The sequence below is a fragment of the Neorhizobium petrolearium genome (assembly GCF_029854435.1).
Lineage (GTDB): Bacteria > Pseudomonadota > Alphaproteobacteria > Rhizobiales > Rhizobiaceae > Neorhizobium > Neorhizobium petrolearium.
In genome coordinates this window covers 2,164,827-2,189,869 of record NZ_CP123000.1, presented here as the reverse complement: position 1 = coordinate 2,189,869, position 25,043 = coordinate 2,164,827, and the positions used below count along the sequence as shown (strand labels likewise).

Sequence of the window (25,043 nt, the reverse complement as noted above, 5' to 3'; positions counted from 1 at the left end):
CTTAAATTTGTGTAATGAATAAATTAATGATTACAATATGTTAACCTTCCGCCGCGGGTGCTTGCGGCGGAAGTCTCCAAGCCTCTGTTTGCACTGCAAAATCAGGCTGCTTCGCGTTCCAGTTCATCGGCGATGACGGTGTCGAGGTTCAGGAAGCAGACCATGGTCTTTTCGAGCGCCACGATGCCGCGGCAGAAGGCGCGCTGGGCTTCCGGAATGATCTCCGGCGCCGGCTGCAGATCCTCGCCGCGGATGGTCATCATGTCGGAAACCTGTTCGACCAGCAGGCCGACCAGCTTGCCGCGGATGTCCGTCACGATGATCGCGGAGCGTTCGGAGGGTTCGGTCATCTTCATGCCGAGGCGGCAGGCCATGTCGATGACCGGGATCACCGCGCCGCGCAGGTTGATGAGGCCGAGAACGTAAGGCGGCGTGTGCGGCATCGGGGTCACCGGTGCCCAGCCGCGGATTTCGCGGATCGCCATGATGTCGATGCAGAATTCCTGGTCTCCAAGATGGAAGGAGACGATCTCGAGATACGCGCCGGACTGCTTGATGGCATTGGTCATGTCAGAACTCTTCCCATTTGTCTGAGGAGCCCGAAGCCTTCCTGGCGGAGGCCGGGCTATTGCTGAATGCTCCCGCGAGCTTGTTCATCAAGTTCAGTGCGGGGGAGGGTTTTGCTGGCGTGGAGGCGCTCGCGACATCGACGGCGTGCGGGCCATTGCCGCCACGGATCTGGAACTGGCTGATCAGTCGGCTGAGGGTTTCCGCATCACTTGCCAAAGAATGGCTCGCGGCGGTGCTCTGCTCCACCATGGCGGCATTCTGCTGGGTTGCTTGGTCCATCTGGCCGATTGCGCTGTTGATCTCTGTCAGTCCGGTGGATTGTTCGCGCGCAGAAGTGAAGATCGCGTGAACGTGATCATTGATTTTCAGCACATCATCGCCAATGCGCGTGAGGGCTTCGCCTGTGGCCTTCACCAGATCCACGCCCGTCTTGACCTCCTGATTGGAGCGGGTCACCAGCGCTTTTATGTCCTTGGCGGCACCCGCAGCACGTCCGGCGAGTTCGCGCACCTCCTGGGCGACGACCGCAAAGCCCTTGCCGGCCTCGCCTGCGCGGGCTGCCTCGACCCCGGCATTCAGCGCCAGAAGATTGGTCTGGAAGGCAATCTCGTCGACGACGTTGATGATCTTGCCGATCTCGGCCGTTGCATCCTCGATCCGCTCCATGGCAGCCGTTGCGTCCCGAACGACCGTGGTGGATTGTTCGGTATAATCCTTGGTGTGGCCCACCATCTCGCTTGCTTCCTCGGCGCGATGGGTGGTGCTGCGGACGGTCGCGGTGATCTGTTCGAGCGCCGATGACGTCTCTTCCAGAGAAGCCGCCTGTTTTTCGGTGCGACGGGCAAGGTCGTCGGCGGCGGAGCGCATCTGGTTGGCATTCGCGCCGATGGAACTGGCGCTGGTCGTGACTTCCGTCATGACGTGACGCAGCCGCTCGACGACCCGATTGAAATCCTGCCGGAGGCGTTCGAGGTCGTCGCGGAACGGGCGGCTCAGCGTTGCGGAAAGATCGCCTTCGGAGAGACGGTTCAGTGCTTCGCCCAGCGAATCGACGGCAAAGTGAAGCGCCTGGGCGTCGGCTTTCTGTTCCTCGTCACGGGATTGGCGGCGAAGCTCGTTCTGGTGTCGTTCGTCCGCGAGACTGGCCTCCAGCGTTTGGCGTTCGACGGCTGCAAGGCGGAAGATGTCCGTCGCGCGCGCCATTTCGCCGATTTCGTCGCCGCGGTCGGTGCCGGACACAGGTGTTGTATAGTCGCCGCCGATGATCCGCTGCATGCTGGCGCGGACGCCGTCGATGCCGCGCCGGATGGCGCCGCCATGGACGGTCTGAAGTATTGCCATTGTGAAGAGCGCAAGCAGCCCGCAGCCGATCTGCACGTAAAGCGAGGTTGCCGAGAGCGCATTTGCTTCCTGGACGCGTGCACTGACAAGCGCGTCGCCGCCATTGGCGAGGTCGGCCAGAATATTGGTGAGGCGTTCGCCGGCGCCGTCGATCGTATCATCGAGCCTGGCGTATTCCTCTTCGGGCGCATCGCCTTCAACGAGGGCCTTGAGGTCGCCCTGGATCGCCTTGGCGACCTCCTTCAGGTCGGCATCGTAGGTCGAAACCATTGCGGGATTGCCCACCGCACCGGCGAGCGCCTTCAGGTCCGCTCCTCCTTCGGACAGTTGCCTGATCCCATCATTGATGGCCTGCAGCCGGTCGGGGTGAATCTGCCGTTCGTCCGCGTCGATGATCGTATCCATGGCGGCGAGGACAAGGCGCAGGTTGGCGATTCGCAGTTCGTTTGCGACGTCCACCAGATGCCGGACCTCGGTTGACCGGGCAAGCGCCTGGTCGACCTGCCTGCCTTCATACCATCCGACAATCAGCATGGTGCCTATGCCGACAAAGGCTGCTCCAGCCAGCGTCCAGAGGCGCTGGTTCACCGAAAATGTCTTACGGGTCGCCGTTTCGGTCATGTAGATGGACGTCCTCCCAAAGCCGGATCTGTCCGGCAGGCTTCGAAACGATGCGGAGCGAGAGATGCGCTGGTCTCGATGACGTCATGTCGGTGTGGTTCGGAACCTTGCTGTCGGCCGAATGCGATGAGCCGGTGCGTCCATGCAGCACCGGTACTCTCATTCGTCGCTTCGACTCGGGTGAACCACCTTCGCGCTCATAAAGTCTCAAAGAGACGTTAATGTTATGCTAACCCTATCCGGATCGGGCCGGGCTTCCGTTAACCGCGCGGGCGATGTACGATGAGACATGAACCGAGATGCCGTCACCAACAGTCATCGTTTTCCGGCCGTCGCAGCAGCAGGCCTGCTGTTGCTCGGCATCGCCGCAGCGGCCTTCTACGGCTGGCTTCAGTTCGGCTCTTCCATCATTCTCTCTCTCGGGGAGACCGGCCTTTCCTGGTGTTTCTGATGCCTTCCATGGCGTCTGGGACAAATCAGCGCGATTGTGTCCGAAAACATCTTCTTGAATTGCGCTCGGGCCGGCTCGGGGCTATCGATCCGGCAAACGAACGAACTCGGTTCGGACCTTTAAGAAGAGAATGCCGATGAAGACATTTCGCACCGTCCTCTGGATTGCCGTCGTGGCGCTTGCGGGCATTCTGGCATGGCTCACTTTCGAGGTGACGCGCTCGAAGCAGGATCTGGCGGAAGGCCCGTTCGGCGTGCCGTTCCAGCTCGTCGCCCAGAACGGCCAGCCGATCACCGAAAAGGCGTTCCAGGACAAGCCGACCGCGCTCTTCTTCGGCTTCACCCATTGTCCCGAAGTCTGCCCGACGACGCTTTTCGAACTGAATGGCTGGCTGCATCAGGTCGATCCGGACGGTACCAAGCTCAACGGTTTCTTCGTCAGCGTCGATCCGGAACGCGATACGCCCGAACTGCTCGGCCAGTACATTTCCAATGTCACCGACCGGGTGAAGGGCATCTCCGGCCCGCCGCAGAAGGTCAACGAGATGATCAAGGGCTTCAAGGTCTATGCCAAGAAAGTGCCGGTTGACGAGAAGGATCCGAACGGCGACTACACCATGGACCATACGGCTTCGGTCTTCCTGCTCGGCAATGGCGGGCGCTTCGCCGGCACGATCGCCTATGGGGAAAATCCCGACACGGCGATCAAGAAGCTCGAGAATCTGATCAAGGGCTGAAGCCTTGCAGTTGAACGGTCCCATGCTTCTGTGGCAATCCTCTCGGCTGTCATGAATAGCTGAGAGATCATTTCCTTGAGTGAAATCCGCCTTTACGTCACGTCCACCGAAAAGGGTGCCGCCGAGATCCTCGATCTTTTGTCGGAAGTCTTCGGCGAGGAGGATTTCGCCATCGCCACCACGGAAGTGGACGAGAGACGGGATATCTGGGAAGCCTCGGTCTATCTGATGAAGGATGAGGAAGAGGCGGTGCGCGAGCGCATCGCCGAGGGCATCCGCCATGCCTTCCCGAATGCGGTGATCGAGAGGGAGGTGATCCCGGATGTCGACTGGATCGCCAGATCGCTCGAGGGCCTGAAGCCGGTGAGGGCAGGGCGTTTCCTCGTCCATGGATCGCACGATCGCGACAAGGTGAAGCTCAACGATATCGCGATCGAGATCGACGCCGGCCAGGCTTTCGGGACAGGCCATCACGGCACGACGGCCGGCTGCCTGGAAATGATCGAAGGGGTCATGCGCGCCCGAACCGTCCGCAATGCGCTCGATCTCGGGACGGGAAGCGGAGTGTTGGCAATTGCGGTGCGAAAGCTCCGCCACATCAAGGTGCTCGCCACCGACATCGATCCGGTCGCCGTGCGTGTCGCCAAGGAAAATGTCCGCCGCAACGGTATTGCCTCGGGTATCCGGCTGGAGACAGCGCCGGGGTTCCATTCACCGGCTTTCAGGAAAGAGGGGCCGTTTGATCTCATCATCGCCAATATTCTGGCGCGGCCGCTGATGAAGGTGGCACCGCAGCTCGCCGCGCATCTGGCGCCTGGCGGCTCGGTTATCCTCTCGGGCATTCTGGCCGGGCAGCGCTGGAAGGTGCTGTCTGCCTATAACGGCGTGAAGCTTCGCCATGTGCGCACGATCTGGCGCAACGGCTGGGTCACGATCCATCTGCGCCACGGTTGATAAATTTTGCAGTGCAGCAGTGAGCTGGATGCAAAGCTCCGGATGCTGGGCAGCAAAAAGGCGGCACTTTTGGTGCCGCCTTGCGATCGGTCCGGAGACTGATCTTACCCGCGAGCCGGGAGGAGGAGATGCTCAAGCGGGTCTCGCATTCTGAAAGCCGGGGCGGGTTAGGGAGGAGAATCCCCGCCCTGGCTCTTTGCTCAGAATGCCGAGCCTATCGCGCCCTTGCGGCGCAGTTCCTGTCGGCTGGTGCCGAGGCCTTTCAACGTTTCGTCGTCGAGGTTGAGCAGCGCGCCGTTGACATACCGGGCGGCCTGACGCTCACGTGCCTCAACGATGCGGTTGAAGGCGTTGCGGAAGAAAGAGGTGGCCATGGAGGTGTCCCTTCGACTGACGGGCCTTGTTCGGCGCCCATCGATGGTTGCAATATAGGCCGTTCTCCGAGGTCGAGTGAGGGGACTTCCCTCAATGGTGTTATGCATTCATTGCATAGGATGCCCTGATCGAGATCAATGCCTGTTAGCATTTGCACAATCGCTGGTCTTGACGGCTTTGGCTGGCGTTCTCTCTCGAAGATCGGCTAACATTATCGTCATCTCCCGTGGAATCAAACAGCCGGAATCCAATACCCATGTTTCAGTCTTTCGAAGTGAAATCCGCTCCGCAGTTCGGCCGTGAACGCGTCAACGCGCTCAGGGCAAGATTTGCCGAGCTCGGGATCGATGGTTTCCTCGTTCCGCGCGCCGATGAATACCAGGGCGAATATGTCCCGGCATCGGCCGAACGGCTTGCCTGGCTGACCGGCTTTACCGGTTCGGCGGGGGTGGCGCTCATCACGCAGCGTGAGGCAGTCGTTTTTGTCGATGGACGTTACGTGACCCAGCTTGCCGAGCAGGTGGATGGCACGGTGTTTACCGGCGGCGATCTCGTCAACGAACCGCCGCATGTCTGGCTGCCGCACCATGCGCCCAAAGGGTTCCGCCTCGGCATCGATCCATGGCTGCATGCGGGTGCGGAAGTACGGCGGCTCGAAAAGGCGCTTTCCGAGATCGGTGGTTCGCTGGTGCTTCTCGACAACAATCCGCTCGATGCGCTCTGGAGCGACCGTCCGGGCGAACCGCTTGGCGCGGTCACCATCCAGAGACACGAACATGCCGGAAAGCTGGCCAGCGAAAAGATCGCCGAGATCGCAAGCCAGGCAAAGGAAAAGGGTGCAGTCGCGCTCCTCGTCACCGATCCGTCCTCCGTCGCCTGGATCTTCAACATTCGCGGCGATGACGTGCCGCACACGCCACATCCCCTGAGCCGGGCAATCATTCCGGCGGAAGGCAAGGCTGAGATATTTCTCGACAAACGCAAGACGGGGATAGAGGCGGAAGCCTATCTGGCCCAGCTCGCCATACAGCGTCCGCCGTCGGAATTGCCGAACCGGCTCTCCGCCTTCGCCAAGGGCGATGGGAAGATCCTGATCGATCCGGAGCTGACGCCACTCGCGCTTACCAAGGTGATTACCGCTTCCGGCGGAGATATCGTGGAAGCCGCCGACCCGGCGAAGCTGCCCCGCGCCCGCAAGAACGAGGCCGAGCTGGACGGTTCTGCGAAGGCGCATCTGCAGGATGGCGCTGCCATGGTGGAATTCCTCTGCTGGCTCGATGCTCAGGCGGCGGGCACGATCACCGAAATCGATGCGGTCAAGGCACTGGAGGCGGCCCGCGCCCGTGTCGGCGAAAGCATGCAGAATCCGCTCAAGGATATCTCCTTCGACACGATCTCGGGTGCCGGCGAGCATGGTGCGGTCATTCATTACCGTGTGACGACCGAAACAGACCGCAGGCTGGAAGTCGGCGATCTCTTCCTGATCGATTCCGGCGCGCAATACATCAACGGCACGACCGATATCACCCGCACCGTCGCGGTCGGTGCCGTGCCGGAGGACCGCAAGCGCTTCTTCACCCTGGTGCTGAAGGGCATGATCGCCATCAGCACGGCGCGCTTCCCGAAGGGCACGCGCGGCTGCGACCTCGATCCGCTCGCCCGGATCGCGCTCTGGAAGGCCGGCGGCGATTATGCGCACGGCACGGGCCATGGCGTCGGCTCCTATCTTTCGGTGCACGAGGGGCCGCAGCGCATTTCACGGCTCGCGACGCAGGAGCTTTTGCCCGGCATGATCCTTTCCAACGAGCCCGGCTATTATCGGCCCGGCTCGTTCGGCATCCGCATCGAGAACCTGATCTATGTGAAGGCTGCGGAGGAGATCGAGGGCGGCGACCAGCCGATGCTCTCCTTCGAGACGCTTACCTGGTGCCCGATCGACCGGCGGCTGGTGCTGCCGGCACTGTTGACGGAGGAGGAGCTTTCCTGGCTCAACAGCTATCACGTGCAAGTGCGCGAAAAGTTGACGCCGTTGATCAGCAGCGAGACCGTCCGGGGTTGGCTAGTGAAGGCAACCGAACCGGTTGCCTGACCGCTAGAGCCCGAGAAGGTGGCGGCAGACCATCGCCGCCGCCCAGCCGGCGCCAAGCATCATGAGGCCCGGATATCTGATCCCTGCGGCAAGCGCGACGAGCATGGCGATCTTGACGTCCCAGCCGCCATTGAAGAACGCAGGCGCGACCAGCGTGGTCAGGACGGCCGCCGGCACGGCATTCAGAGCCTGCTCCATCCGCGGCGGGATGGTCTTCATCCGGGTGATCAGCACGTAACCGCCGATACGGGTGAGGAAGGTCGCGACCGCAGCGGCGAGAATCAGCAAAACCATGTCCATGGAAATCTGGTCGGCCATGTCAGGTCTCCGTCTCGCTGGCGGCGGTCATCGGCATGCGTTCCTTCGGCAGCGGCAAAAGTGCCGCCACGACGACGCCGACGGCAGCCCCGATGCTCACATGCCAGGGCGAGCCGACGAAATGGTATCCGAGCATGGAGCCGAGTGCGCTCGCCACCACAACCGGATAGAAACCCGGCCTGCGGCGGAAGCCGATCACGAGACCGAGGAAATAGATCGGCAGAAGGACGTCGATCGCGAGCGTCCTCGGATCGCCCATCATCCGGCCGAAGAATGCGCCGACCATGCTGAAGAACAGCCAGGGGAAATAGATCGCGGCACCGAAGCCCAGATACCACGGGAAGCTGATGCCGATGCCGGACTCGCCCCGCCTTACGCTTTCGGCGAATTGCGGGTCGGTCAACAGAAAGAATGTGAAGAATTTCTGGACCGGGTTGAAATGGCTGACAAACCGCGCGAGCGCCGCCGAATAGAGGATATGCCGGAAATTGACGGCGAAGACGGAAAGCACCACCAGCCACGGCGCGACATGTTGGCCGAACAGTTCGATGCCGACGAGCTGGCTGGCGCCGGCATAGACGGTCGCGCTCATCAGCCCGGCTTCCATGACGGACAAGCCGTTGTCGGCGGCGACTGCGCCGAACAGCACGGCAAAGGGGGCTGATGAGATGGCGATGATGATACCGCCCTTGAGGCCCTCGTAAAATTCGCTGCGATTCATCTATCGTCGGGCCTCGGGATTGTTGGAAAGCCTCTGTGCATCCGGCACATGAAGGTTTCTAAGAATGGGTTATCTTCCGACATGTCATTCTCCGGTCCCTTCCTAAATGTCTGCCGGCCTTCTGGCTTGAAGAAAAGTGCCCGGCATGAACGCCCGATTCGGATCAGGACGACCGTGCGGAAAACACTTGCCTAAGGAAGGTGATGGTGACCACACATGACCGCATCACGCCGGATGCTGCCTAAAGAGTCAGAGCACGGCGCGCAATTGAATTGCGCTGATGGAACGATCGATTCCGCTGAACTGTCGAGGTTCAATCGGCGAGCACATCCTTGCTGGAGATGATCCCGATGCCCTTGGCCTTCATCTCCGCAATTGCCGCCTTGACCCCTTCCGGATCGATGCCGCGGCTGGCATCCTCGATGAAGCAGACCTTCACGCCGGGAAGCATGTCCACGGCATCGAGAGCGGAATATTTGACGCAATAGTCGGTCGCAAGGCCGCAGATATCGAGCTCGGTCACCAGTTGCGCCTTGAGATAGCCGGCAAGGCCGGTCAACGCCGCCTGGTCATTGTCGCGGAAGGCCGAATAGCTGTCGACCGCCGGGTTCTCGCCCTTTTGCTGGATGTAGTCGACCGCTTCGATATTGAGGTCCGGGTGGAATTCGGCGTCCGGCGTTTCCTGCACGCAATGGTCCGGCCACATGACCTGCGGCTTTCCGGAGAGTTCGCCCATGTCGAACGGTTTCTTGCCGGGATGCTGTGAAGCAAAGCTGCCATGGTTTTCCGGATGCCAGTCCTGCGAGGCGACGATCACATTGTAGCCGCCGTCCTCGATCAGCCGATTCGCGACCGGCACCACCTCGTCGCCATGCGGTACGGGCAGATTGCCGCCCGGGCAGAAGCCATTCTGGATGTCGATCAGCAGCAGTGCCTTCATCGCCACCTCCTCCGGATTTCATCTGAAACAAGATGCCAATCATGGCCGCAGCGATCAAGATCGGAAGCGAATCTCGGCTCTCCTGCCGCTTCATATTCGCCGGAATCTGCACCTGCCGCTGAACGGCGATGTCGCGATGAGGCAACACCTGCAGGAAATCCTCGCCGTCACTCAACCGTTCCTCTATTGACTGTCTCTCTTTCGCATACCACAAACACCTGAACGCCATATTTCGGCTAAACTTCCGGCGGCTTGCGCTCTTACGTGCATCGCCGAAAATCAAATCGGGGCGGCGTAAAGACATTGGTTACCATAATCATTCATCCTCACCTGCAGTCGTCTGGCGGCAGTGAGCAGATTCCCTCTCTGTTCGGAAATCGCCGGGATTGTGTTGGCGGTTTCGCGCAAGCGGTTCCCGCCGGTGTATGTAACGGTTCGGGTAACGAGTGATGGTGCGTTCGGTACAGGCTTCCACGAATGGCAAACAGGCGCGCAAGGCGCCGCCACGCCGCAAGAAATCCCGCTCTCTCCTGACGAATGTCGCGATCGGTGTCGGTCTGACCGTCGCGGCCCTGATGGGCGCTTCGGTAGTCACCGTGGCGACCGCGGTCAAATCCGCCTCGGATGTAAGGTTCGAAACCGCACTGGCAAAGCCGGTCGACCTGGCTGCTCCCGTGGAAACTGCGGGGCGTGAGATCGACGTTGCGAAATTCTCCCGCCTTCCCGGCAGTTCTACGGCTGATCCGAAAGGGTGGCGTCTTGTCGATGCCGAAGTGGCAGCGCTTGAAGCCCGCAAGCCGGATCAGTCGAGCGTGAGGCAAATGCTCAATGTCGCCATGGCCAAGGCGGCCCGGCGCGCCGAACAAGAGCAGCAGTTCGCGGCGCTTGAGGAGAAGCGCCCGGATGCGCAGGCCATTCGCACGATCCTCGGCCAGGCCATGGAGAGCCTCGTCGTCGTGGCCCCCCGGAGCGGCGACGTCATGCCGGATCTGATCCAGGATGCCGCGCCGGCGGTGACGGTTGCCGAACTCAAGGACATGAAGCCGGTCGAGATGGCGGCGCTGGAGCAGACGGCGCTCGAGGACGATGCCGACGAACAGGATACCGTCGCGATCGTCGAAGCACCGGCTCCGGCCTACGCGCTGCCGAAGGCCGGTCCGCTGCCGGTCATCCGCCCATCGTCCGCCACGGCTGAAAAGCCGGCCAGGCCCAATGCGCTGGCTGCGATCGCCGCGGTTGCCCCGCAAAAGCCGGGCAAGGTCGATGCCGACGACGACAAACCCACAGCGCTCGCCTTCGCCAAGCCCGACAATCCGATGCGCGTGGAGCCCTCGCGCCCGTCGCCCGCGCCAAAATGGCCGGGGATCGGCACGAAGGTCGCCATCTACGACATCACCAACGGTGTCGTGCACATGCCGAACGGCACGAAGCTGGAGGCCCATTCGGGCATCGGCAGCATGCGCGACAATCCGAAATACACGCATGTGACGATGCGCGGGCCGACGCCGCCCGGCACCTACAAGCTCTCCATGCGCGAGAAGCTGTTCCATGGCGTGGCCGCCATCCGCCTGACGCCCGTCGACGGCAAGGCGCCGCAGGGCCGCACCGGCCTGCTCGCCCACAGCTATCTGCTGCGCGTGCGCGGCGATTCGCACGGCTGCGTCGCCTTTGCCGAATACGATCGATTCCTGAAGGCGTTCCAGCGCGGCGACATCACCCATATGGTGATCGTGCCGAAGTGGGACGGAAAGCGTCCCGGCAGGGGCGGCGACAACTTCCTTGCCAAGCTGTTCGGCGGCAACGACGCCTGACGGGGCGTCGCCAGCAAACGCTTATCCAAGAATATCCCGTGCGACGCGCGTGAAGATCCGCGTGCCGATGGGGATCAGGTCGTCCGGAAAATCGTAGTTCGGATTGTGCAGGTTCGGCATGTCCTCGCCGGCGCCTAGAAAGAACATCGCCGATTTCGAGACGGTCGCGAAGCGTCCGAAATCCTCCGAGCCGCGCATGGTCTCGCCCGGTTCGTGCGAGACGCCTTCCGCATCCATGGCGGCGCGCAACAGGGCGGCCGCCTCCGGATCGTTTTCGGAATGCACGAAGATGTCGTGGTATTCCAGCGCGTAGCCGAGCCGGCCTTCCGCGGAGGCCTCCCGCACCAGGGTTTCGGCAGAGGCGATCAGGCCGTCCATCTCGCCGTCCGTCATGGTTCTGAGCGTCACCCAGACTTCCGCATGGCCAGGCGCGATGCCGAAGGCCGGCTCGCCAATCGACGCATGCGTGACCGTCGCCAGCACCAGGTCCTCCGTGGCGATGCCGCCCTTGCTCAAGCCCGTCAGCGCCGGCATCAGCTTTGCCACGGCGGGCACCGGCGAAATGCCGGTCTCGGGCATGGAGGCATGCGCGGTTCTGCCCGAAAGCGTGATCTTCAGGCCGCGCGAGGCGCAATTGGCGATGCCGTCCTTCAGCCAGGCATGGCCGAGCGGCAGGCCCGGCATGTTGTGCAGCGAAAAGCTGTAATCCGGCTTCAGCGCCTGGAACTTCTCATCCGCGATGACGGCCGCAGCACCCGCGCCCGTCTCCTCGGCCGGCTGGAAAAGCAGGATGGCGCGTCCGCGCTTCGGCCTTTGCCGCCCGAACTGCCGCCCGAGTGCCGCAAGCATCGCCATATGGCCGTCATGGCCGCACATATGGCCCTTGCCGGGAATTTTCGAACGATGGTCCGGCTGGCCCACTTCCTCGATCGGCAGGGCGTCGAGCTCGGCGCGGAACATCACCGTCGGGCCGGGCGCGCCGCTGTCGTAGATCACCGCGACGCCCGTGCCGCCGAGACCGGCAACGATCCCGTCCGGTTTCGTCTCGCCCAGAAAGCGCTGCACTTCGGCAGCAGTGGCGATCTCCTCGCCGGAAACCTCCGGCATGGCATGCAGCCTCTGCCGCCATGCGGCAAGCTCGATCACGTCCTGGTTTGAAAGAAACATGAGCCGCCTCCTTATCCGGTGTCGGCCCAGAGCTAGACGGGGCAGGGGCTTTCGGCAAGGAAAACCCTGTTTTCAGCCTACCATTCCACACCGATCTTGCCGAAATGACCGCCGCTCATCTCATAGCGGAAGGCATCGGCCAGCTTTTCCAGCGGAAACACCTTGTCGATGACCGGCCTGAACAGGCCGCAGTCGAGCGCGCGGACAAAATCCTGCTGCTGGCGGCGGCTGCCGACGAGGATGCCGGAAAGCGTCGCCTGCCTGCTGGCGAGGGCTGCGGTCGGCACCTCGCCGCGTATGCCGGTCAAGACGCCGATCATGGTGATGCTGCCGCCCATCCTGACCGCCTGGATCGATTGCGCGAGCGTGCCCGGACCGCCCACTTCCACCACATGGTCGACGCCGCGGCCATCGGTCCAGTCGAAAACCTTTTTGCCCCAGTCGGCATGCTCCTTGTAGTTCACGGTGAATTCGGCGCCCAGTTGCTTCGCCCGTTCCAGCTTTTCATCCGAAGACGACGTGATCGCCACCCTTGCACCCGTGGCGCGGGCGATCTGCAGTGCATAGATCGACACGCCGCCCGTGCCGAGCGCGAGCACCGTGTCGCCGGCCTTCAGCCTGCCGATCTCGACCAGCGCCCGCCAGGCGGTCAAACCGGCGGTGGTGATCGTCGCCGCCTCCACATGGCTGAACCCTTTGGGCGCCAGCGTGAAGGCGGTTGCCGGCCGCACCGCATATTCGACCGCGAAGCCATCGATGCCGTCGCCCGGCGTGCGCGAAAAGCCGCCCGGAAGCGGCGGACCGTCCTGCCAGTCCGGAAAGAAGCAGGAGACGACATGGTTGCCCGGCCTGAACTCCGTCACGCCTTCGCCGACCTCCTGGACCGCGCCCGCGCCATCCGCCATCAATATCCGGCCCTCGGTCGGCGTCCTGCCGCTCGCGACACCGAGGTCATGGAAATTCAACGAGCTTCCATGCAGCGCCACCCGGATCTCCCCCGGCCCCGGCCTGCCGGGATCGGGCAAATCGACAAGCTTTAAGGCATCGAGCCCTCCGGGGGCTGTGACGATGGCTTTCATGAACTTCTCCTTTAACTTCCGAGAGCCAACTTGAATTTATTGAGCTGTGTCGGAATTATTCAGTAGCGATTGATCTTAGTTGTCATAGGAGTGGAGGGTAGGCAACAATTGTTGGCTTGACGCCTTACATCTAAAAGGTGTGAATGGAATGAGGGGTGTAGTTCGGCGGAAAAGGGGAAGTCGTGCCACGCGATGATAGCGTTGTGTTCGAACAATGGCAAAGGTTGCTAGATATTCCCAAATCGACTTTCGACTATCCAACTTGGGAGTTCCTCCAGTTGGTATACGACAACAGAGACGCTGCGAAACCTTCATTGAAGTCCAGATCTGCTCAACGAATGCAATTGCTTGTGCAGCTGGCGGACAATTACGATATTGCCTTAGAAGGCGTTCGTGTTCGATTTTATGTTTGGGCAGATCGCCCCATGGAGGATATTACGGTCATATTCGAAGTGTTACACTTGGAAAGATGGACGGTTATCACCAGAATTGATTTCCTGCCGTATGGGCCACACATCAACAAGCACTGGCGGAAATTCGGCCTGCCTCCTGACGTTAATGGTTCGCACATTCATTCATATAAAGATAATGTAAAGCTTGGTAGTGAGGCATTCACTGCAGCAGGGAATCTGCCGAACGGCGTGCCTTTGGATGACGAGCCAAAATCCTTTCGCGAAATTTGTCGTCTTGTTGGGCAGAAATTAAGAATCGAAGGTTGCGAAAATCTGCCAATGCCAGAATGGAACGGGAGTCTGCTATGATCGACGGGCTTTCAGTAAATCAGATTGCAGAAGAAATCGCGCGCGCGCTGACCTATTCCCAGGTTGGCAATGACGGAGCTTTGATCGTCACGCCTCTCGTATATCCGGGAGGCGCACGAGTGGTATTGCGTTTCCAAGAAAGCGCGGCAGGTTATTTTATCTCGGACCACGGCTCTGCTCGTCGCGAGGCAGAGCTTATGGGCGGACGTGCTTTATTTACCCGTATCGCGCGTGCCGCTGCCGAGAGATATGCAGTCCGTTTCGATAGCGATATGATTTTCGATATCGAAGTCCCGCGCGAAGCACTTGTTGCCGCTTCAATCGCCGTAGCAAATGCATCAAAACTAGCGGTCGATAGGACTGCCGAAAAGCTTTCGGAGGAACATGCCTCGGATCAACGGACAAAGCTTTGGGAGCGGCTCGAAGCTGCATTCCCGGGAGCATACGTTGCGCGAGAGGCGGCCTTCAGAGGAGCAAGTTCGCAATGGCAATTTGATGCGGTGCTGAAAAATGAGAACGGACATTCGGTATTCGATCTAGTCTCGCCACATGCCACATCTGTCAACGCAGCTGTTGCCAAGTTCCTTGACATCAAAGACCTGGGAGAAAATGCGCCTGCCCGTATTGCCGTCGCTTTAGAAAAGCAAAATACTCCGCATCTTGCGCTCTTGGGCCGGACTGCAAAGATAATTGATATCTCCAGCCGGATCGAGACATTCAGGGCTGCGGCTTGACGTAGTCACACCCGCTCCACAAACCCCTCAAGCACCCGCTTCTGCCCGGCCCGGTCAAAATCGATCGTCAGCTTGTTGCCCTCGATCGCCGCGATATTGCCGTTGCCGAACTTGATGTGGAATACCCGGTCGCCGACGGAGAATTGCGAGGGGGTTTCGGTGGTGGATTTCGCCACCAGCTCGCCCTCGATGGTGCGGCCGCGCGGGCCGCTTTCGCCGTAGCCGATGCGTTCCACCGCGTGGCCGGAACGGGTGCCCCAGTTGTCGCGGGTGGCGTCGGTCTTGTTCTGTTGGGCGCGTTTCCAGCCGGGGGTCGAATAGGTGTTGGCGAAGGGATCGGCCTTGTCGAAGCGCGATTGGCCGTAACCGCCGCGTCCGCCGCCATATCCCCCGTAATTCGTATCGGCGACGGCGACGTCCACATGCATCTGCGGCAGTTCGTCGAGGAAGCGTGACGGCATGGTGGATTGCCACAGCCCGTGGATGCGGCGGTTGGAGACGAACCAGATATGGCAGCGCCGCTTGGCGCGGGTAATCCCCACATAGGCGAGGCGGCGTTCCTCCTCCAGCCCTGCGCGGCCGCCTTCGTCGAGCGCCCGCTGATGGGGAAAAAGGCCTTCCTCCCAGCCGGGCAGGAAGACCGTTTCGAATTCGAGCCCCTTGGCGGAATGCAGCGTCATGATCGACACCGCATCCATATCCTCGTTCTGCTCGGCATCCATGACCAGCGACACGTGTTCCAGAAAGCCGCGCATCGACTCGAAGGCTTCCATCGAGCGGATCAGTTCCTTGAGGTTTTCGAGCCGGCCCGGCGCTTCGGCGGATTTGTCGTTCTTCCACATGTCCGTATAACCGGACTCTTCGAGGATCTGCTCGGAAAGTTCGATATGCGGCGTGTTCTCAAGCTTCTGGCTCCAGTTCCTGAAGCTTTGCACGACATCGAACAGGGCTTTTCGCGCCTTGGGTTTCAGCTCGTCCGTCTCGATGATATCCGCGGCAGCCTGGAGCATCGGGATATCGCGGGCGCGGGCATAGTCGTGCAGATAGCGCACCGTCGTATCGCCCAATCCCCGCTTCGGCGTGTTGATGATGCGCTCGAAGGCGAGATCGTCGGCCGGCTGGCAGACAAGCCGGAAATAGGCCATCGCGTCGCGGATTTCCATCCGTTCGTAGAAGCGCGGGCCGCCGATGACGCGGTAGTTGAGGCCGAGCGTCACGAACCGGTCTTCGAACTCGCGCATCTGGAAGGAGGCGCGCACGAGGATCGCCATGTCGTTCAGCGCGTGCTTCTTTCCGTCGGAATCGCCGCGCTGCAGCCGTTCGATCTCCTCGCCGACGGCGCGGGCCTCCTCTTCGGAATCCCAGGCGGCATGCACGATGACCTTCTCGTCGTCGGGGTTCACCCGGTCGGTGAACAGCGTCTTGCCGAGGCGGCCTTCGTTATGGGCGATCAGATGGCCGGCGGCGCCGATAATATGCTCGGTGGAACGGTAGTTGCGCTCCAGCTTGATCACCCTGGCGCCCGGAAAATCCTTCTCGAAGCGCAGGATATTGTCCACTTCCGCGCCGCGCCAGCCATAGATCGACTGGTCGTCGTCGCCGACACAGCAGACATTCTGCGGCACGCCCTTCGGTCGCTGCGCGAGCAGGCGCAGCCACATGTATTGCGCGGTGTTGGTATCCTGGTACTCGTCGACGAGGATATAGCGGAACCTGTTGTGGTAATCTTTCAGGATATCCGGGTTCTGGCGGAAGATCGCGATCGGATGCAGCAAAAGGTCGCCGAAGTCGCAGGCGTTCAGCGTTTTGAGCCGCGCCTGATAGGCGGCGTAAAGCTCGCGGCCCTTGCCGTTCGCGAAGGCCCGCGCATCGCCTTCGGGGATATCGGCGGGAAGCAGGCCCTTGTTCTTCCAAGTGTCGATCATGCCGGCGAACTGCCGGGCCGGCCAGCGCTTGTCGTCGAGCCCCTCCGCCTGGATGAGCTGCTTGATGAGGCGGATGACGTCGTCCGTGTCGAGAATGGTGAAGTCGGAGCGGAGCCCTGCGAGTTCCGCGTGGCGGCGCAGGAGCTTCACGCCGATCGAATGGAAGGTGCCGAGCCAGGGCATGCCTTCCACCGCGCCGCCGACGAGCACGCCGATGCGCTCCTTCATCTCGCGGGCCGCCTTGTTGGTGAAGGTGACGGCCAATATCTGCGAGGGGAAGGCCCGGCCGGTCTCAAGGATATGCGCGATGCGTGTCGTCAGTACCCGCGTCTTGCCCGTACCGGCGCCCGCGAGCACGAGGACGGGGCCGTCCAGCGTCTCGACCGCCTCGCGCTGCTCCGGGTTGAGGCCTGACAGATAATCGGGGGCGCGATGCTGATCCCGGGCGGCCATGGCGCGCGCTGCGATGCCGAGCCCGGCATTTCCCGCAGGCGGCGGGGCAGGCGCCTTGCGCGGCGCCGGTTCGGGCTCCTCGTCGAAAAACGGGATGTCGTCGAAACTGTTACTCATGCGGCCAATGTAATGATTCGGACCTGAAAGACCAGAAAATGTTCCTCTTTTATTCCTAGTCTCTCCTTAAGTCCCGGCTAAATTGTGGAGTGGCGGATGGCTGCTCCGCCAGAAAACCGCAATTCGGGGGCGTCATGTATGCATCCGATCTAACAAACCCGTGAGATTTCGTGAGGTTACATTTCCGTAAGGTACCGAATCTCCCATTGCCTGTGCACATGCAAAAAAGGATACTTGCTCTGGAAATTGGAATGCGCCCCACCCGGAGACCTGAATGCGGATTTGGAAACAGCTTCTGCTGAGTATCGTGATCCTGGCCGGAGCCCTGTGTCTATGGATATTCATGGTCCCGAGCGCCGGTGAGACCCTTGCGAGAATGGGTGTCCCGGGGCAGGTGGTGGCTGCGATCCGTCCCGAACAGGCGAAACCCGCGGCGCAGGGCGCAGGCGGCGGTAATGCTGCAGCGCAGCAGCCGGGCCGGAGCGGCCAGGGTGCCGGCGGACAGCGCGGCCAGGGCGGCGGCAACCGCCCGACCATGGTGGTCGCCGAGGCGGTTTCGACCGGCACCGTCAACGACCGCCTGTCGGCGATCGGCAGCGGCGAGGCGATCCAGTCCGTCATCGTCATGCCGCAGGCCTCCGGTACGATCCATGAGATCATGGTCGCGTCCGGTCAGAAGGTCGTGAAGGGCCAGGTGCTTGCCCGCCTCGACGACGACGAACAGATGATCGAGCGCGATAAGGCAGAGGTGGCGCTCAGGAGCGCCCAGGAGAAATCCGTCTCCTACAAGAACCTGCAGTCGGTCTCCCGCCTCGACGTGTTCGATGCGCAGATCGCCGAAGAGGCGGCGAAGCTTGCCCTTTCCACTGCTGAACTCAATCTGAAACGTCGCGATATCGCAGCGCCGATCGACGGGATTGCGGGCATCGTCGCGGTCAATATCGGCGACAACGTCACGACACAGACCAATGTCGTCACCATCGACGACCGGTCGGCGATCCTCGTCGATTTCTGGGCGCCAGAGCGTTTCGCCATCGCCATCGAGCCGAACCAGCCGGTCGAGGCGAGCTCGATCGCCAGACCGGGCCGGATCTTTTCCGGCAAGGTGGAAGCAATCGACAACCGCGTCGATCCTGCAAGCCGCACGATGCGCATCCGCGCCCGCGTCGAAAATCCGGGCGACGTGCTGCGTGCCGGCATGTCCTTCAGCGTCAGCATGCGTTTTGCAGGCGAGACCTATCCGGCCGTCGATCCGCTGGCCATCCAGTGGGACGGTGAAGGCTCCTACGTCTGGCAGATCAAGGACGGCAAGTCGGTCAAGACCCGGGTGCGCGTCGTGCAGCGCAATCCCGATGCGGTTCTCGTGGAAGCTCAGCTCAACGAAGGTGACATGGTCGTGACGGAAGGCCTGCAGCGCGTGAGGGAAGGGGCGCCCGTGCGCATCTTCGGCACGCCGGAAACGGCCGAGGTGGCGCGCCAATGAAGATCGAAATCCCGAGCTTTGGTCACGACAGGCAAGCGCATTCAGGCGACGGCAAATCCAGCCAGACGTTTACGGCGCTCTTTGTGAGGCGGCCGATCCTGGCTGCGGTCCTCAATACGCTGCTCGTCGTCGCGGGCCTTGCGGCGCTCGCGGGCGTCGAAGTGCGCGAACTGCCGGATGTCGACCGGCCGATCATCACCGTGCAGACCAATTATGACGGCGCCTCGCCGCAGACCATGGACCAGGAGGTCACCCAGGTCATCGAGGGGGCCGTCGCCCGTGTCAGCGGCCTCAAGGCGCTTTCCTCGCAGTCGCAGTTCGGTTCGAGCCGGGTGACGATGGAGTTTAACGATTCCGTCGATCTTTCGGACGCGGCGAACGACGCGCGCGATGCGGTCGGTCGCATCGCGAACCAGCTCCCGGACGACGCCGACGAACCGCGCATCGTCAAGGCGGATGCCGATTCGGATGCGATCATGCGTCTGGCGGTCACCTCGTCCAAGCTGTCGATGGAGGATCTGACCCAGTTGGTTGACAACGAGATCGTCGACCGGCTGGCTGCGGTCGAAGGCGTTGCCGACGTCCAGCTTTACGGCGATCAGGACAAGGTATTCCGCGTGGACGTGAACCAGGCGGCGCTCGCCGGGCGCGGGCTGACCGTTGCGGATGTCTCCGAGGCTCTGGAAAGCGCGGCGCTCGACGTGCCGGCAGGTTCCCTCAAGAGCACGACGCAGGACATCGTGGTACGCACCACGGCCAGTCTCACGACGCCCAAGGATTTTGAAAACGTGCTGATTGCGCCGAACATCCGGGTTTCGGATGTGGCGACCGTTTCGCTCGGTCCGGACGACGGCTCCACGGTGCTGCGGTCGAACGGCGTGCAAGGCATCGGCCTCGGCATCATCCGCCAGGCGCAGTCGAATACGCTCAATATTTCCGACGGCGTGAAGAGCGCCGTGGCGGAACTGCAGAAGACGCTGCCGGAAGGGACGCGCATCGCGATCACCAGCGACGACGCGCTCTTCATCGAAGGTGCGCTGCACGAAGTGGAGATCGCGCTCATCCTGTCGGCGACGGTGGTCGTGGCGGTGATCTATCTCTTCCTGCGCGACTGGCGTGCGACGCTCATCCCGGCGCTGACGATGCCGGTGGCGCTGATCGGCACGCTGGTTGCGATCTATCTCGTCGGTTTCTCGATCAACATCCTGACGCTGCTGGCGATCGTCCTTGCGACAGGTCTCGTCGTCGACGACGCGATCGTGGTGCTGGAGAATATCGTCCGGCGACGAATGGAAGGCATGGGACCGCGGGCTGCCGCCGTGCTCGGCACGCAGGAAGTGTTCTTCGCGGTCATTGCGACGACCGCGACGCTTGCAGCCGTCTTCATTCCGCTGTCCTTCCTTCCCGGTCAGATCGGCGGACTGTTCAAGGAATTCGGCTTCGTGCTTGCCTTCTCGGTCGCGTTGTCCTCGGTCACGGCTCTCACCCTTTGCCCGATGCTGGCGTCGCGCATGCTCACAAGGCCGATGAAGGAGGAGCACGGCCTGCTTGGCGTGTTCGGCAGTGCGTTTGCCCGCGTCTATGCCTCCGCCCTTCGTTTTTGCCTGAATGCGCCGCTGGTCGTCATTCTTGTCTCGGCGATCTTTGCATTTGCCGCCTATCACGTCTTCGGCCAGGTCAAGAGCGAGCTGACACCGCGCGAGGACCGCGCTTCGATCATGCTGCGGCTGACCGCGCCGCAGGGCGTGAGCCTGGATTTCACCCGCGACCAGATGCAGCGTGTCGAGGAGAACCTGAAGCCGCTGCTGGACGCAGGCGAGATCGCCAATATTTTTTCGATCTCCGGCTTCAACAACAACAAGAACAGCGGTTTCATGGTGCTGACGCTTGCCCCCTGGGACGAGCGCGCCCGGACCCAGGACCAGATCGCCGCCGATGTGAATGCTGCGGCGCTCCGCGTCCCGGCGCTGCGCGGTTTCACGATGCAGTCGAACAGCCTCAAGATCCGCGGTGCCGGCAACGGCCTGCAGATGGCGCTGGTCGGCAATGACTATGATCTGCTCACCTCGACTGCGCTGAAACTGGTGTCGCAGATGGAGCAGAGCCCCCTGTTCGACACGCCGCGCCTCACCAACGAGCCGACCCAGGCGCAGCTTTCCGTCGCGATAGACCGTGAACGTGCCTCCGACCTCGGCATCGACATCACCGGACTGTCGACGGCCATGCAGTCGCTCCTGGAAGGGCGGTCCGTGGTCGATGTCTTCGTCAACGGCGATGCGCTGCCGGTCAAGCTCACCTCCACCACCCGGCCGCTCGATGATCCGACCGATCTTGAAAATCTTTTCCTGAAAACCGGTGACGGCAAGATCGTGCCCATGTCGACCATAGCGTCCCTGAAGGAGGGGGCCGTGGCGCCGCAGCTGAACCGGGAGCAGCAGCTTGCCTCGGTGTCGATCTCTTCCGGCCTGCGTGACGGCGTTGCGCTCGGCGATGCGGTCAAGGAGATGACCGCGCTCGCCCAGCCGCTCCTGCCGTCGGGCGTCCGGCTGATGCCGATGGCGGAAGCCAAGACGCTCGGCGAGAATTCGAACGCCATGCTGCTCACCTTCGGTTTTGCGATCGCCATCATCTTCCTGGTGCTCGCCGCCCAGTTCGAAAGCGTGCTGTCGTCGCTGATCATCATGGCGACGGTTCCGCTCGGGCTTGCCTGCGCCGCGATCGCCTTGGTGCTGACGGGATCCAGTCTCAATGTCTACAGCCAGATCGGCCTCGTGCTGCTTGTCGGGGTGATGGCCAAGAACGGCATCCTGATCGTGGAGTTTGCAAATCAGCTGCGGGACCGCGGCGCGAATGTCCGCGATGCGATCGAAACGGCCTGCGCCCTTCGGCTGCGCCCGGTGATGATGACGATGATTGCGACGATCATCGGCGGCGTTCCGCTGGTGCTTGCGAGGGGCGCCGGCGCCGAAGCGCGTATCGCGCTCGGCTGGGTCATCGTCGGCGGCCTCGGCTTTGCCGTGCTCATCACGCTGTTCATCACGCCGGTCGCCTATCTTCTGATCGCCCGCTTCGCCAAGCCGCACATGCATGAGGAGGAGCGGTTCCACCAGGAACTCGCGCATGCCGCGCGCCGCAAGGATGATGAGGCCGGAGACGAGAAGAAGGACGAGCCGTTGCTGGCGGCCGAGTGAGGAGCGATCCTTTCACTCCCGAGCCAGCAAGCCATCCAGTTGAGCCGCCAGTTCCCCACCTGCATTCCTGTCCTCCGCCACCTTCCGGTAAAGCCCGGCCATTCCCCTGAAGATGAGGGAGGCGGGGTCGTCTTCACCGAGGAAGGCGGCGATCTCCTCCATTTCCGCCACCCAGCGATAGGCCTTGGGATACATGTCGGGAATGCCGAGCGAGAGTTTCCGGTTGAGATCGGGCGCGCTGTCTGCGAGTTCGCCCTTCAGACTCTGGTCCGCGCCGGAGCGGATGGCGGCGAGCATCATCGCCGTACCGAGGCCGATGACGCCCTTGTTGATGCCTCCGTAACACATTTTCAGCGCCGAAGCGGCGCCGAGCGGTCCGTCGATACGGCGTATGTCGAGCCCGCGTCCGGCGAGAATTCCGCTCCTGTTTCCGGCATCGCCGCTCACATAGAGTTTCGTGCCGTCATAACCCGGTTTCGGCGGCATTCCGATGATCGAGCCGTCCAGCACCTCTGCATGCTGCGGATCGAAGCGCTTCGCGACTTCGCCCATTGTCTTCGGGGAAATGGCGTTGCAGTCCATGAATGTGATCCGCTTCCCGTGCCCTGCGGCCACCGCTGCCAGTTTCTCGGCGACGGAGACGGCTTCGGCCGGCGGCACGATCGAGAGGATGATGTCCGCCGCGACCATTTCCTCGAGGCTGGCGGGCCGCATGCCGGCGGCTTCCGCCCGTTCCCGGGTCGCAGGCGAACGGCCTTCGAGATAGGTCAGCACTGTTGCGCCGCCTTCGACCAGCCTCCGGCCGATCCCTGCTCCCATCGCACCGGCGCCAAAGATCGCGATCACTGCCATTGCCATAGCTCCCGGAGAATGAAGGACGATGGATCCGGTTTAGAGCATTTCTCCACAATCCGGTAGCAGAAACCCCGGCAGTAGTTCCGGACCCATTGCGGGTGTCAGCCCTCTTGTGCCGCTCTCGCCAGGCCGTGTTCCACCAGCCGGTCGATGATTTCCGGATAGCTGATCCCGCTTGCCTCCATCGCCTTCGAATACATGCTGATGTCGGTGAAGCCCGGAATGGTGTTCACCTCGTTGACGAGGAAACGCATGTCCTCCATCAGGAAGAAATCGACGCGCGCCATGCCGTCGCAGCCGAGTGCGCGGAAGGCGCGGGCCGCCATCTCGCGGATACTGCTCTCGACCTCCGGAGGAAGCTCAGCCGGCACCTTCAGCGCCGCGCCATTCTCGTCGATATACTTGGCGTTATAGCTGTAGAAGCCATGGCTTTCGGCGGGCACGATCTCGCCGGGACGGGAGACGAAGAGGCCGCCTTTGGTATCTTCCAGCACACTGCATTCGATCTCGCGCCCGGCGATGAACTCTTCGGCGAGCAGCTTGCGGTCATGCCCCAACGCCTCGGCAAGCGCCGGCGCGAATTCCTGGCTGCCCGAAACCTTGCTGACGCCGACCGACGAGCCCTGCCGGGCGGGCTTGATGAAGAGCGGAAGGCCGAGCCGGGCTTCGAGTGCGTCCAGGGCGGGTGGTTCGTCCCGATCGATCGTCACCGAGCGGGCGACCGGCACTCCGGCCGCCTTCAGGAGCTGCTTGGCGATGTCCTTGTCGAGTGCTGCCGCCGAGCCGAGGATGCCGCAGCCGGCGAGCGGCACCCGCGCCACCTCCGAAAGCCCCTGGACCGCGCCGTCCTCGCCGTGCAGGCCGTGCAGGACCGGAAAGACAATGTTGATCCTGTCGCCCTCGGCGGCCTTTCCGTCGGGCCCGATCGTCAGGATGCGGCCATGTCCGCCGGGCACGAGGCAGATTTCGACACCGGTCGAAGGCCTGTCGAGCTCGCCGCCCTCGAAGCGGCTTTTCAGCCATCGCCCATTACGGGTGACGAAGACAGGCAGCGCGTCGTATTTCTGCGGATCGAGCGCCCGCATCACGTTGGTGGCCGACATGATCGAAACGTCGTGCTCGCTGGAACGGCCACCGAAGAGCACGGCGATGCGCAGTTTTGACGCGGGCGAATTCATGGGATCTCCTGAAGGATTGGGCGTGCGTCGATAGAGTTGTCGCTTGAAAGTGGCGCATTGTGGGTGGAGATTTGTTTAATTTGACGAATCCACTTTATCCTTGGCGGGTAAGCCACTTTTGGGCCATTGAAGCTCTTCCGCTGTCGGCCCTAGGACGAAGCCGCTCGCGCGGCACTGGTGCCCGTGGTGAGGGTGCAGTAATGATCTGAACGCCGTGCATTTGCAGCTTTGCCGTCCTGGCTGACGATTGGGTGTTCTCAATCTTCAGACAGGAGGTTGCCATGACGGAGGAGAGGACCACCCCGCTGCGCGAGCGGATGATCGAAGACATGCGCATCCGTGGGCTGGGCGACAAAGCCCAGCAGGCGCATATTCGGGCGATCAAGGATTTCGCCGGGTTTCTGAAGCGATCACCGGATACGGCGACAGCCGATGACCTGCGCGCCTACCAACTGCACATGACCAATGCCGGCGTCACGCCGACGACCTTCAACGCCCGCATCGTCGCGCTGCGGTTCTTTTTCGCCACCACCTGCGGCCGCGAGGAGATGAAGCGGCACATGCAGTTCCGGCGGCAGCCGCGGACGTTGCCCGTGGTCTTGAGCGTCGAGGAGGTTTCCGACCTGCTGATGGCCGCTCCGGGGCCGGGTCTGAAGTACCGCGCGGCGCTCAGCATCTCCTATGGCGCCGGACTGCGCGCCTCCGAGGTCTGCAACCTGAAGATCAGCGACATCGACAGCGACCGGATGCTGATCCATGTCGAACAGGGCAAGGGGCAGAAGGATCGCAAGGTCATGCTGTCGCCCGCGCTGCTCGAACTCTTGCGCGACTATTGGCGCGAGGCGCGGCCGCAGGGCTGGCTGTTTCCCGGCAAGCCGAAGATCAGTCCGATCTCGCCCCGGCAGCTCAACCGGGCTTTCACCGCCGCCAAGAGCCTGGCCGGGATCGCCAAGCCCGCGACGCTGCACACCCTGCGCCACTGCTTTGCCACCCACCTTTTGGAGGCGAACACCGATGTGCGGGTGATCCAGGTCCTTCTCGGACACGCCAAGCTGACGACCACCGCCCGCTACACCCATGTCGCCACGAAGACGATCCGCGACACCGTCAGCCCGTTCGAGACCCTGAAGAAGCTGCAGGACCAAACGCTCCGACGCGGACTGGAGTAGCCGG

At 62.1% G+C, this 25,043-nt stretch carries 22 protein-coding genes; 11 read left to right on the top strand and 11 right to left on the bottom strand.

Annotated elements, in window-relative coordinates; translation table 11 throughout:
• Positions 1–101: 101 nt before the first annotated feature.
• Both QEO92_RS11135 and QEO92_RS11130 read right to left on the bottom strand, forming a co-directional pair.
• Complete coding sequence (locus tag QEO92_RS11135) at positions 102–569, bottom strand: chemotaxis protein CheW (RefSeq protein ID WP_037147467.1); 468 nt, start codon at positions 567–569, stop codon at positions 102–104.
• 1 nt (position 570) lies between these two features.
• Positions 571–2,532 carry a methyl-accepting chemotaxis protein gene (locus QEO92_RS11130; protein ID WP_227703043.1) on the bottom strand — a complete coding sequence of 654 codons (1,962 nt, stop codon included), beginning with the start codon at positions 2,530–2,532 and terminating at the stop codon, positions 571–573.
• A 289-nt stretch (positions 2,533–2,821) separates the two neighbouring features.
• Between QEO92_RS11130 and QEO92_RS11125 the strand changes: the two genes are divergently transcribed.
• The 3 genes from QEO92_RS11125 to QEO92_RS11115 all read left to right on the top strand — a co-directional run bounded on the left by QEO92_RS11125 (position 2,822) and on the right by QEO92_RS11115 (position 4,673).
• A complete protein-coding gene (locus QEO92_RS11125; protein WP_161784740.1) occupies positions 2,822–2,983 on the top strand; it encodes a hypothetical protein in 162 nt (53 codons plus the stop codon).
• 136 nt (positions 2,984–3,119) lie between these two features.
• Positions 3,120–3,719 carry an SCO family protein gene (locus QEO92_RS11120; protein WP_227703042.1) on the top strand — a complete coding sequence of 200 codons (600 nt, stop codon included), beginning with the start codon at positions 3,120–3,122 and terminating at the stop codon, positions 3,717–3,719.
• Positions 3,720–3,794: 75 nt separating this feature from the next.
• On the top strand, positions 3,795–4,673 hold the full coding sequence (locus QEO92_RS11115) for a 50S ribosomal protein L11 methyltransferase (protein WP_227703040.1): 879 nt from the start codon (positions 3,795–3,797) through the stop codon (positions 4,671–4,673).
• 200 nt (positions 4,674–4,873) lie between these two features.
• On the opposite strand, the gene QEO92_RS11110 is transcribed toward QEO92_RS11115, so the two are convergent.
• Positions 4,874–5,047: a hypothetical protein gene (locus tag QEO92_RS11110; RefSeq protein ID WP_037147458.1), complete on the bottom strand. Its 174-nt coding sequence runs from the start codon at positions 5,045–5,047 to the stop codon at positions 4,874–4,876.
• Positions 5,048–5,304: 257 nt separating this feature from the next.
• Between QEO92_RS11110 and QEO92_RS11105 the strand changes: the two genes are divergently transcribed.
• Complete coding sequence (locus QEO92_RS11105) at positions 5,305–7,137, top strand: aminopeptidase P family protein (RefSeq protein WP_227703039.1); 1,833 nt, start codon at positions 5,305–5,307, stop codon at positions 7,135–7,137.
• Between the two features lie 3 nt (positions 7,138–7,140).
• Here the strand turns inward: QEO92_RS11105 and QEO92_RS11100 are convergent, their stop codons facing one another.
• The 3 genes from QEO92_RS11100 to pncA all read right to left on the bottom strand — a co-directional run bounded on the left by QEO92_RS11100 (position 7,141) and on the right by pncA (position 9,116).
• Positions 7,141–7,455, bottom strand: coding sequence for an AzlD family protein (locus QEO92_RS11100; RefSeq protein WP_227703037.1), 315 nt, complete (start codon positions 7,453–7,455; stop codon positions 7,141–7,143).
• A gap of 1 nt (position 7,456) precedes the next feature.
• The gene (locus tag QEO92_RS11095) at positions 7,457–8,176 is read right to left on the bottom strand and encodes an AzlC family ABC transporter permease (protein WP_037147448.1); all 720 of its coding nucleotides are present in this window, start codon (positions 8,174–8,176) and stop codon (positions 7,457–7,459) included.
• Between the two features lie 313 nt (positions 8,177–8,489).
• The gene (gene pncA, locus QEO92_RS11090; RefSeq protein ID WP_227703035.1) at positions 8,490–9,116 is read right to left on the bottom strand and encodes a bifunctional nicotinamidase/pyrazinamidase; all 627 of its coding nucleotides are present in this window, start codon (positions 9,114–9,116) and stop codon (positions 8,490–8,492) included.
• Here pncA and QEO92_RS11085 point away from each other — a divergent pair.
• Together QEO92_RS11085 and QEO92_RS11080 are read left to right on the top strand one after the other, a co-directional pair.
• Positions 9,091–9,306, top strand: a complete 216-nt coding sequence (locus QEO92_RS11085; RefSeq protein WP_280107512.1) for a hypothetical protein — start codon at positions 9,091–9,093, stop codon at positions 9,304–9,306. The genes pncA and QEO92_RS11085 overlap by 26 nt on opposite strands.
• A gap of 259 nt (positions 9,307–9,565) precedes the next feature.
• Complete coding sequence (locus QEO92_RS11080) at positions 9,566–10,927, top strand: DUF2778 domain-containing protein (protein ID WP_227703033.1); 1,362 nt, start codon at positions 9,566–9,568, stop codon at positions 10,925–10,927.
• 21 nt (positions 10,928–10,948) lie between these two features.
• Here the strand turns inward: QEO92_RS11080 and QEO92_RS11075 are convergent, their stop codons facing one another.
• Positions 10,949–12,094, bottom strand: coding sequence for an amidohydrolase (locus tag QEO92_RS11075; RefSeq protein WP_227703031.1), 1,146 nt, complete (start codon positions 12,092–12,094; stop codon positions 10,949–10,951).
• A gap of 77 nt (positions 12,095–12,171) precedes the next feature.
• A complete protein-coding gene (locus QEO92_RS11070) occupies positions 12,172–13,173 on the bottom strand; it encodes a zinc-dependent alcohol dehydrogenase family protein (protein ID WP_227703029.1) in 1,002 nt (333 codons plus the stop codon).
• Positions 13,174–13,355: 182 nt separating this feature from the next.
• Between QEO92_RS11070 and QEO92_RS11065 the strand changes: the two genes are divergently transcribed.
• Positions 13,356–13,934 (top strand): hypothetical protein, encoded by a 579-nt coding sequence (locus QEO92_RS11065; protein WP_227703027.1) that lies wholly within the window; start codon positions 13,356–13,358, stop codon positions 13,932–13,934.
• Positions 13,931–14,668 (top strand): hypothetical protein, encoded by a 738-nt coding sequence (locus QEO92_RS11060; protein ID WP_227703025.1) that lies wholly within the window; start codon positions 13,931–13,933, stop codon positions 14,666–14,668. The genes QEO92_RS11065 and QEO92_RS11060 overlap by 4 nt, the downstream gene beginning before the upstream one ends.
• A gap of 5 nt (positions 14,669–14,673) precedes the next feature.
• Here the strand turns inward: QEO92_RS11060 and QEO92_RS11055 are convergent, their stop codons facing one another.
• On the bottom strand, positions 14,674–17,163 hold the full coding sequence (locus QEO92_RS11055) for an ATP-dependent helicase (RefSeq protein ID WP_227703023.1): 2,490 nt from the start codon (positions 17,161–17,163) through the stop codon (positions 14,674–14,676).
• A 274-nt stretch (positions 17,164–17,437) separates the two neighbouring features.
• Between QEO92_RS11055 and QEO92_RS11050 the strand changes: the two genes are divergently transcribed.
• Complete coding sequence (locus tag QEO92_RS11050) at positions 17,438–18,646, top strand: efflux RND transporter periplasmic adaptor subunit (RefSeq protein WP_227703020.1); 1,209 nt, start codon at positions 17,438–17,440, stop codon at positions 18,644–18,646.
• On the top strand, positions 18,643–21,837 hold the full coding sequence (locus QEO92_RS11045; protein WP_037147428.1) for an efflux RND transporter permease subunit: 3,195 nt from the start codon (positions 18,643–18,645) through the stop codon (positions 21,835–21,837). Before QEO92_RS11050 ends, QEO92_RS11045 begins: the two co-directional genes overlap by 4 nt.
• Before the next feature lie 12 nt (positions 21,838–21,849).
• Here QEO92_RS11045 and QEO92_RS11040 read toward each other — a convergent pair whose 3' ends face one another.
• Positions 21,850–22,689 carry an NAD(P)-dependent oxidoreductase gene (locus QEO92_RS11040; RefSeq protein WP_227703018.1) on the bottom strand — a complete coding sequence of 280 codons (840 nt, stop codon included), beginning with the start codon at positions 22,687–22,689 and terminating at the stop codon, positions 21,850–21,852.
• A 104-nt stretch (positions 22,690–22,793) separates the two neighbouring features.
• On the bottom strand, positions 22,794–23,870 hold the full coding sequence (locus tag QEO92_RS11035) for a D-alanine--D-alanine ligase family protein (RefSeq protein WP_227703016.1): 1,077 nt from the start codon (positions 23,868–23,870) through the stop codon (positions 22,794–22,796).
• 281 nt (positions 23,871–24,151) lie between these two features.
• Between QEO92_RS11035 and QEO92_RS11030 the strand changes: the two genes are divergently transcribed.
• Positions 24,152–25,039: a tyrosine-type recombinase/integrase gene (locus QEO92_RS11030; protein ID WP_028054418.1), complete on the top strand. Its 888-nt coding sequence runs from the start codon at positions 24,152–24,154 to the stop codon at positions 25,037–25,039.
• Positions 25,040–25,043 lie beyond the last annotated feature (4 nt).

Excerpts from the sequence above, each read along its gene's own strand:
- QEO92_RS11135 (WP_037147467.1), bottom strand. The coding sequence starts at position 569 with ATGACCAATGCCATCAAGCAGTCCGGCGCGTATCTCGAGATCGTCTCC.
- QEO92_RS11130 (WP_227703043.1), bottom strand. The coding sequence starts at position 2,532 with ATGACCGAAACGGCGACCCGTAAGACATTTTCGGTGAACCAGCGCCTC.
- QEO92_RS11125 (WP_161784740.1), top strand. The coding sequence starts at position 2,822 with ATGAACCGAGATGCCGTCACCAACAGTCATCGTTTTCCGGCCGTCGCA.
- QEO92_RS11120 (WP_227703042.1), top strand. The coding sequence starts at position 3,120 with ATGAAGACATTTCGCACCGTCCTCTGGATTGCCGTCGTGGCGCTTGCG.
- QEO92_RS11110 (WP_037147458.1), bottom strand. The coding sequence starts at position 5,047 with ATGGCCACCTCTTTCTTCCGCAACGCCTTCAACCGCATCGTTGAGGCA.
- QEO92_RS11105 (WP_227703039.1), top strand. The coding sequence starts at position 5,305 with ATGTTTCAGTCTTTCGAAGTGAAATCCGCTCCGCAGTTCGGCCGTGAA.
- QEO92_RS11100 (WP_227703037.1), bottom strand. The coding sequence starts at position 7,455 with ATGGCCGACCAGATTTCCATGGACATGGTTTTGCTGATTCTCGCCGCT.
- QEO92_RS11095 (WP_037147448.1), bottom strand. The coding sequence starts at position 8,176 with ATGAATCGCAGCGAATTTTACGAGGGCCTCAAGGGCGGTATCATCATC.
- QEO92_RS11085 (WP_280107512.1), top strand. The coding sequence starts at position 9,091 with ATGTCGATCAGCAGCAGTGCCTTCATCGCCACCTCCTCCGGATTTCAT.
- pncA (WP_227703035.1), bottom strand. The coding sequence starts at position 9,116 with ATGAAGGCACTGCTGCTGATCGACATCCAGAATGGCTTCTGCCCGGGC.
- QEO92_RS11080 (WP_227703033.1), top strand. The coding sequence starts at position 9,566 with ATGGTGCGTTCGGTACAGGCTTCCACGAATGGCAAACAGGCGCGCAAG.
- QEO92_RS11075 (WP_227703031.1), bottom strand. The coding sequence starts at position 12,094 with ATGTTTCTTTCAAACCAGGACGTGATCGAGCTTGCCGCATGGCGGCAG.
- QEO92_RS11070 (WP_227703029.1), bottom strand. The coding sequence starts at position 13,173 with ATGAAAGCCATCGTCACAGCCCCCGGAGGGCTCGATGCCTTAAAGCTT.
- QEO92_RS11060 (WP_227703025.1), top strand. The coding sequence starts at position 13,931 with ATGATCGACGGGCTTTCAGTAAATCAGATTGCAGAAGAAATCGCGCGC.
- QEO92_RS11055 (WP_227703023.1), bottom strand. The coding sequence starts at position 17,163 with ATGAGTAACAGTTTCGACGACATCCCGTTTTTCGACGAGGAGCCCGAA.
- QEO92_RS11050 (WP_227703020.1), top strand. The coding sequence starts at position 17,438 with ATGCGGATTTGGAAACAGCTTCTGCTGAGTATCGTGATCCTGGCCGGA.
- QEO92_RS11045 (WP_037147428.1), top strand. The coding sequence starts at position 18,643 with ATGAAGATCGAAATCCCGAGCTTTGGTCACGACAGGCAAGCGCATTCA.
- QEO92_RS11040 (WP_227703018.1), bottom strand. The coding sequence starts at position 22,689 with ATGGCAGTGATCGCGATCTTTGGCGCCGGTGCGATGGGAGCAGGGATC.
- QEO92_RS11035 (WP_227703016.1), bottom strand. The coding sequence starts at position 23,870 with ATGAATTCGCCCGCGTCAAAACTGCGCATCGCCGTGCTCTTCGGTGGC.
- QEO92_RS11030 (WP_028054418.1), top strand. The coding sequence starts at position 24,152 with ATGACGGAGGAGAGGACCACCCCGCTGCGCGAGCGGATGATCGAAGAC.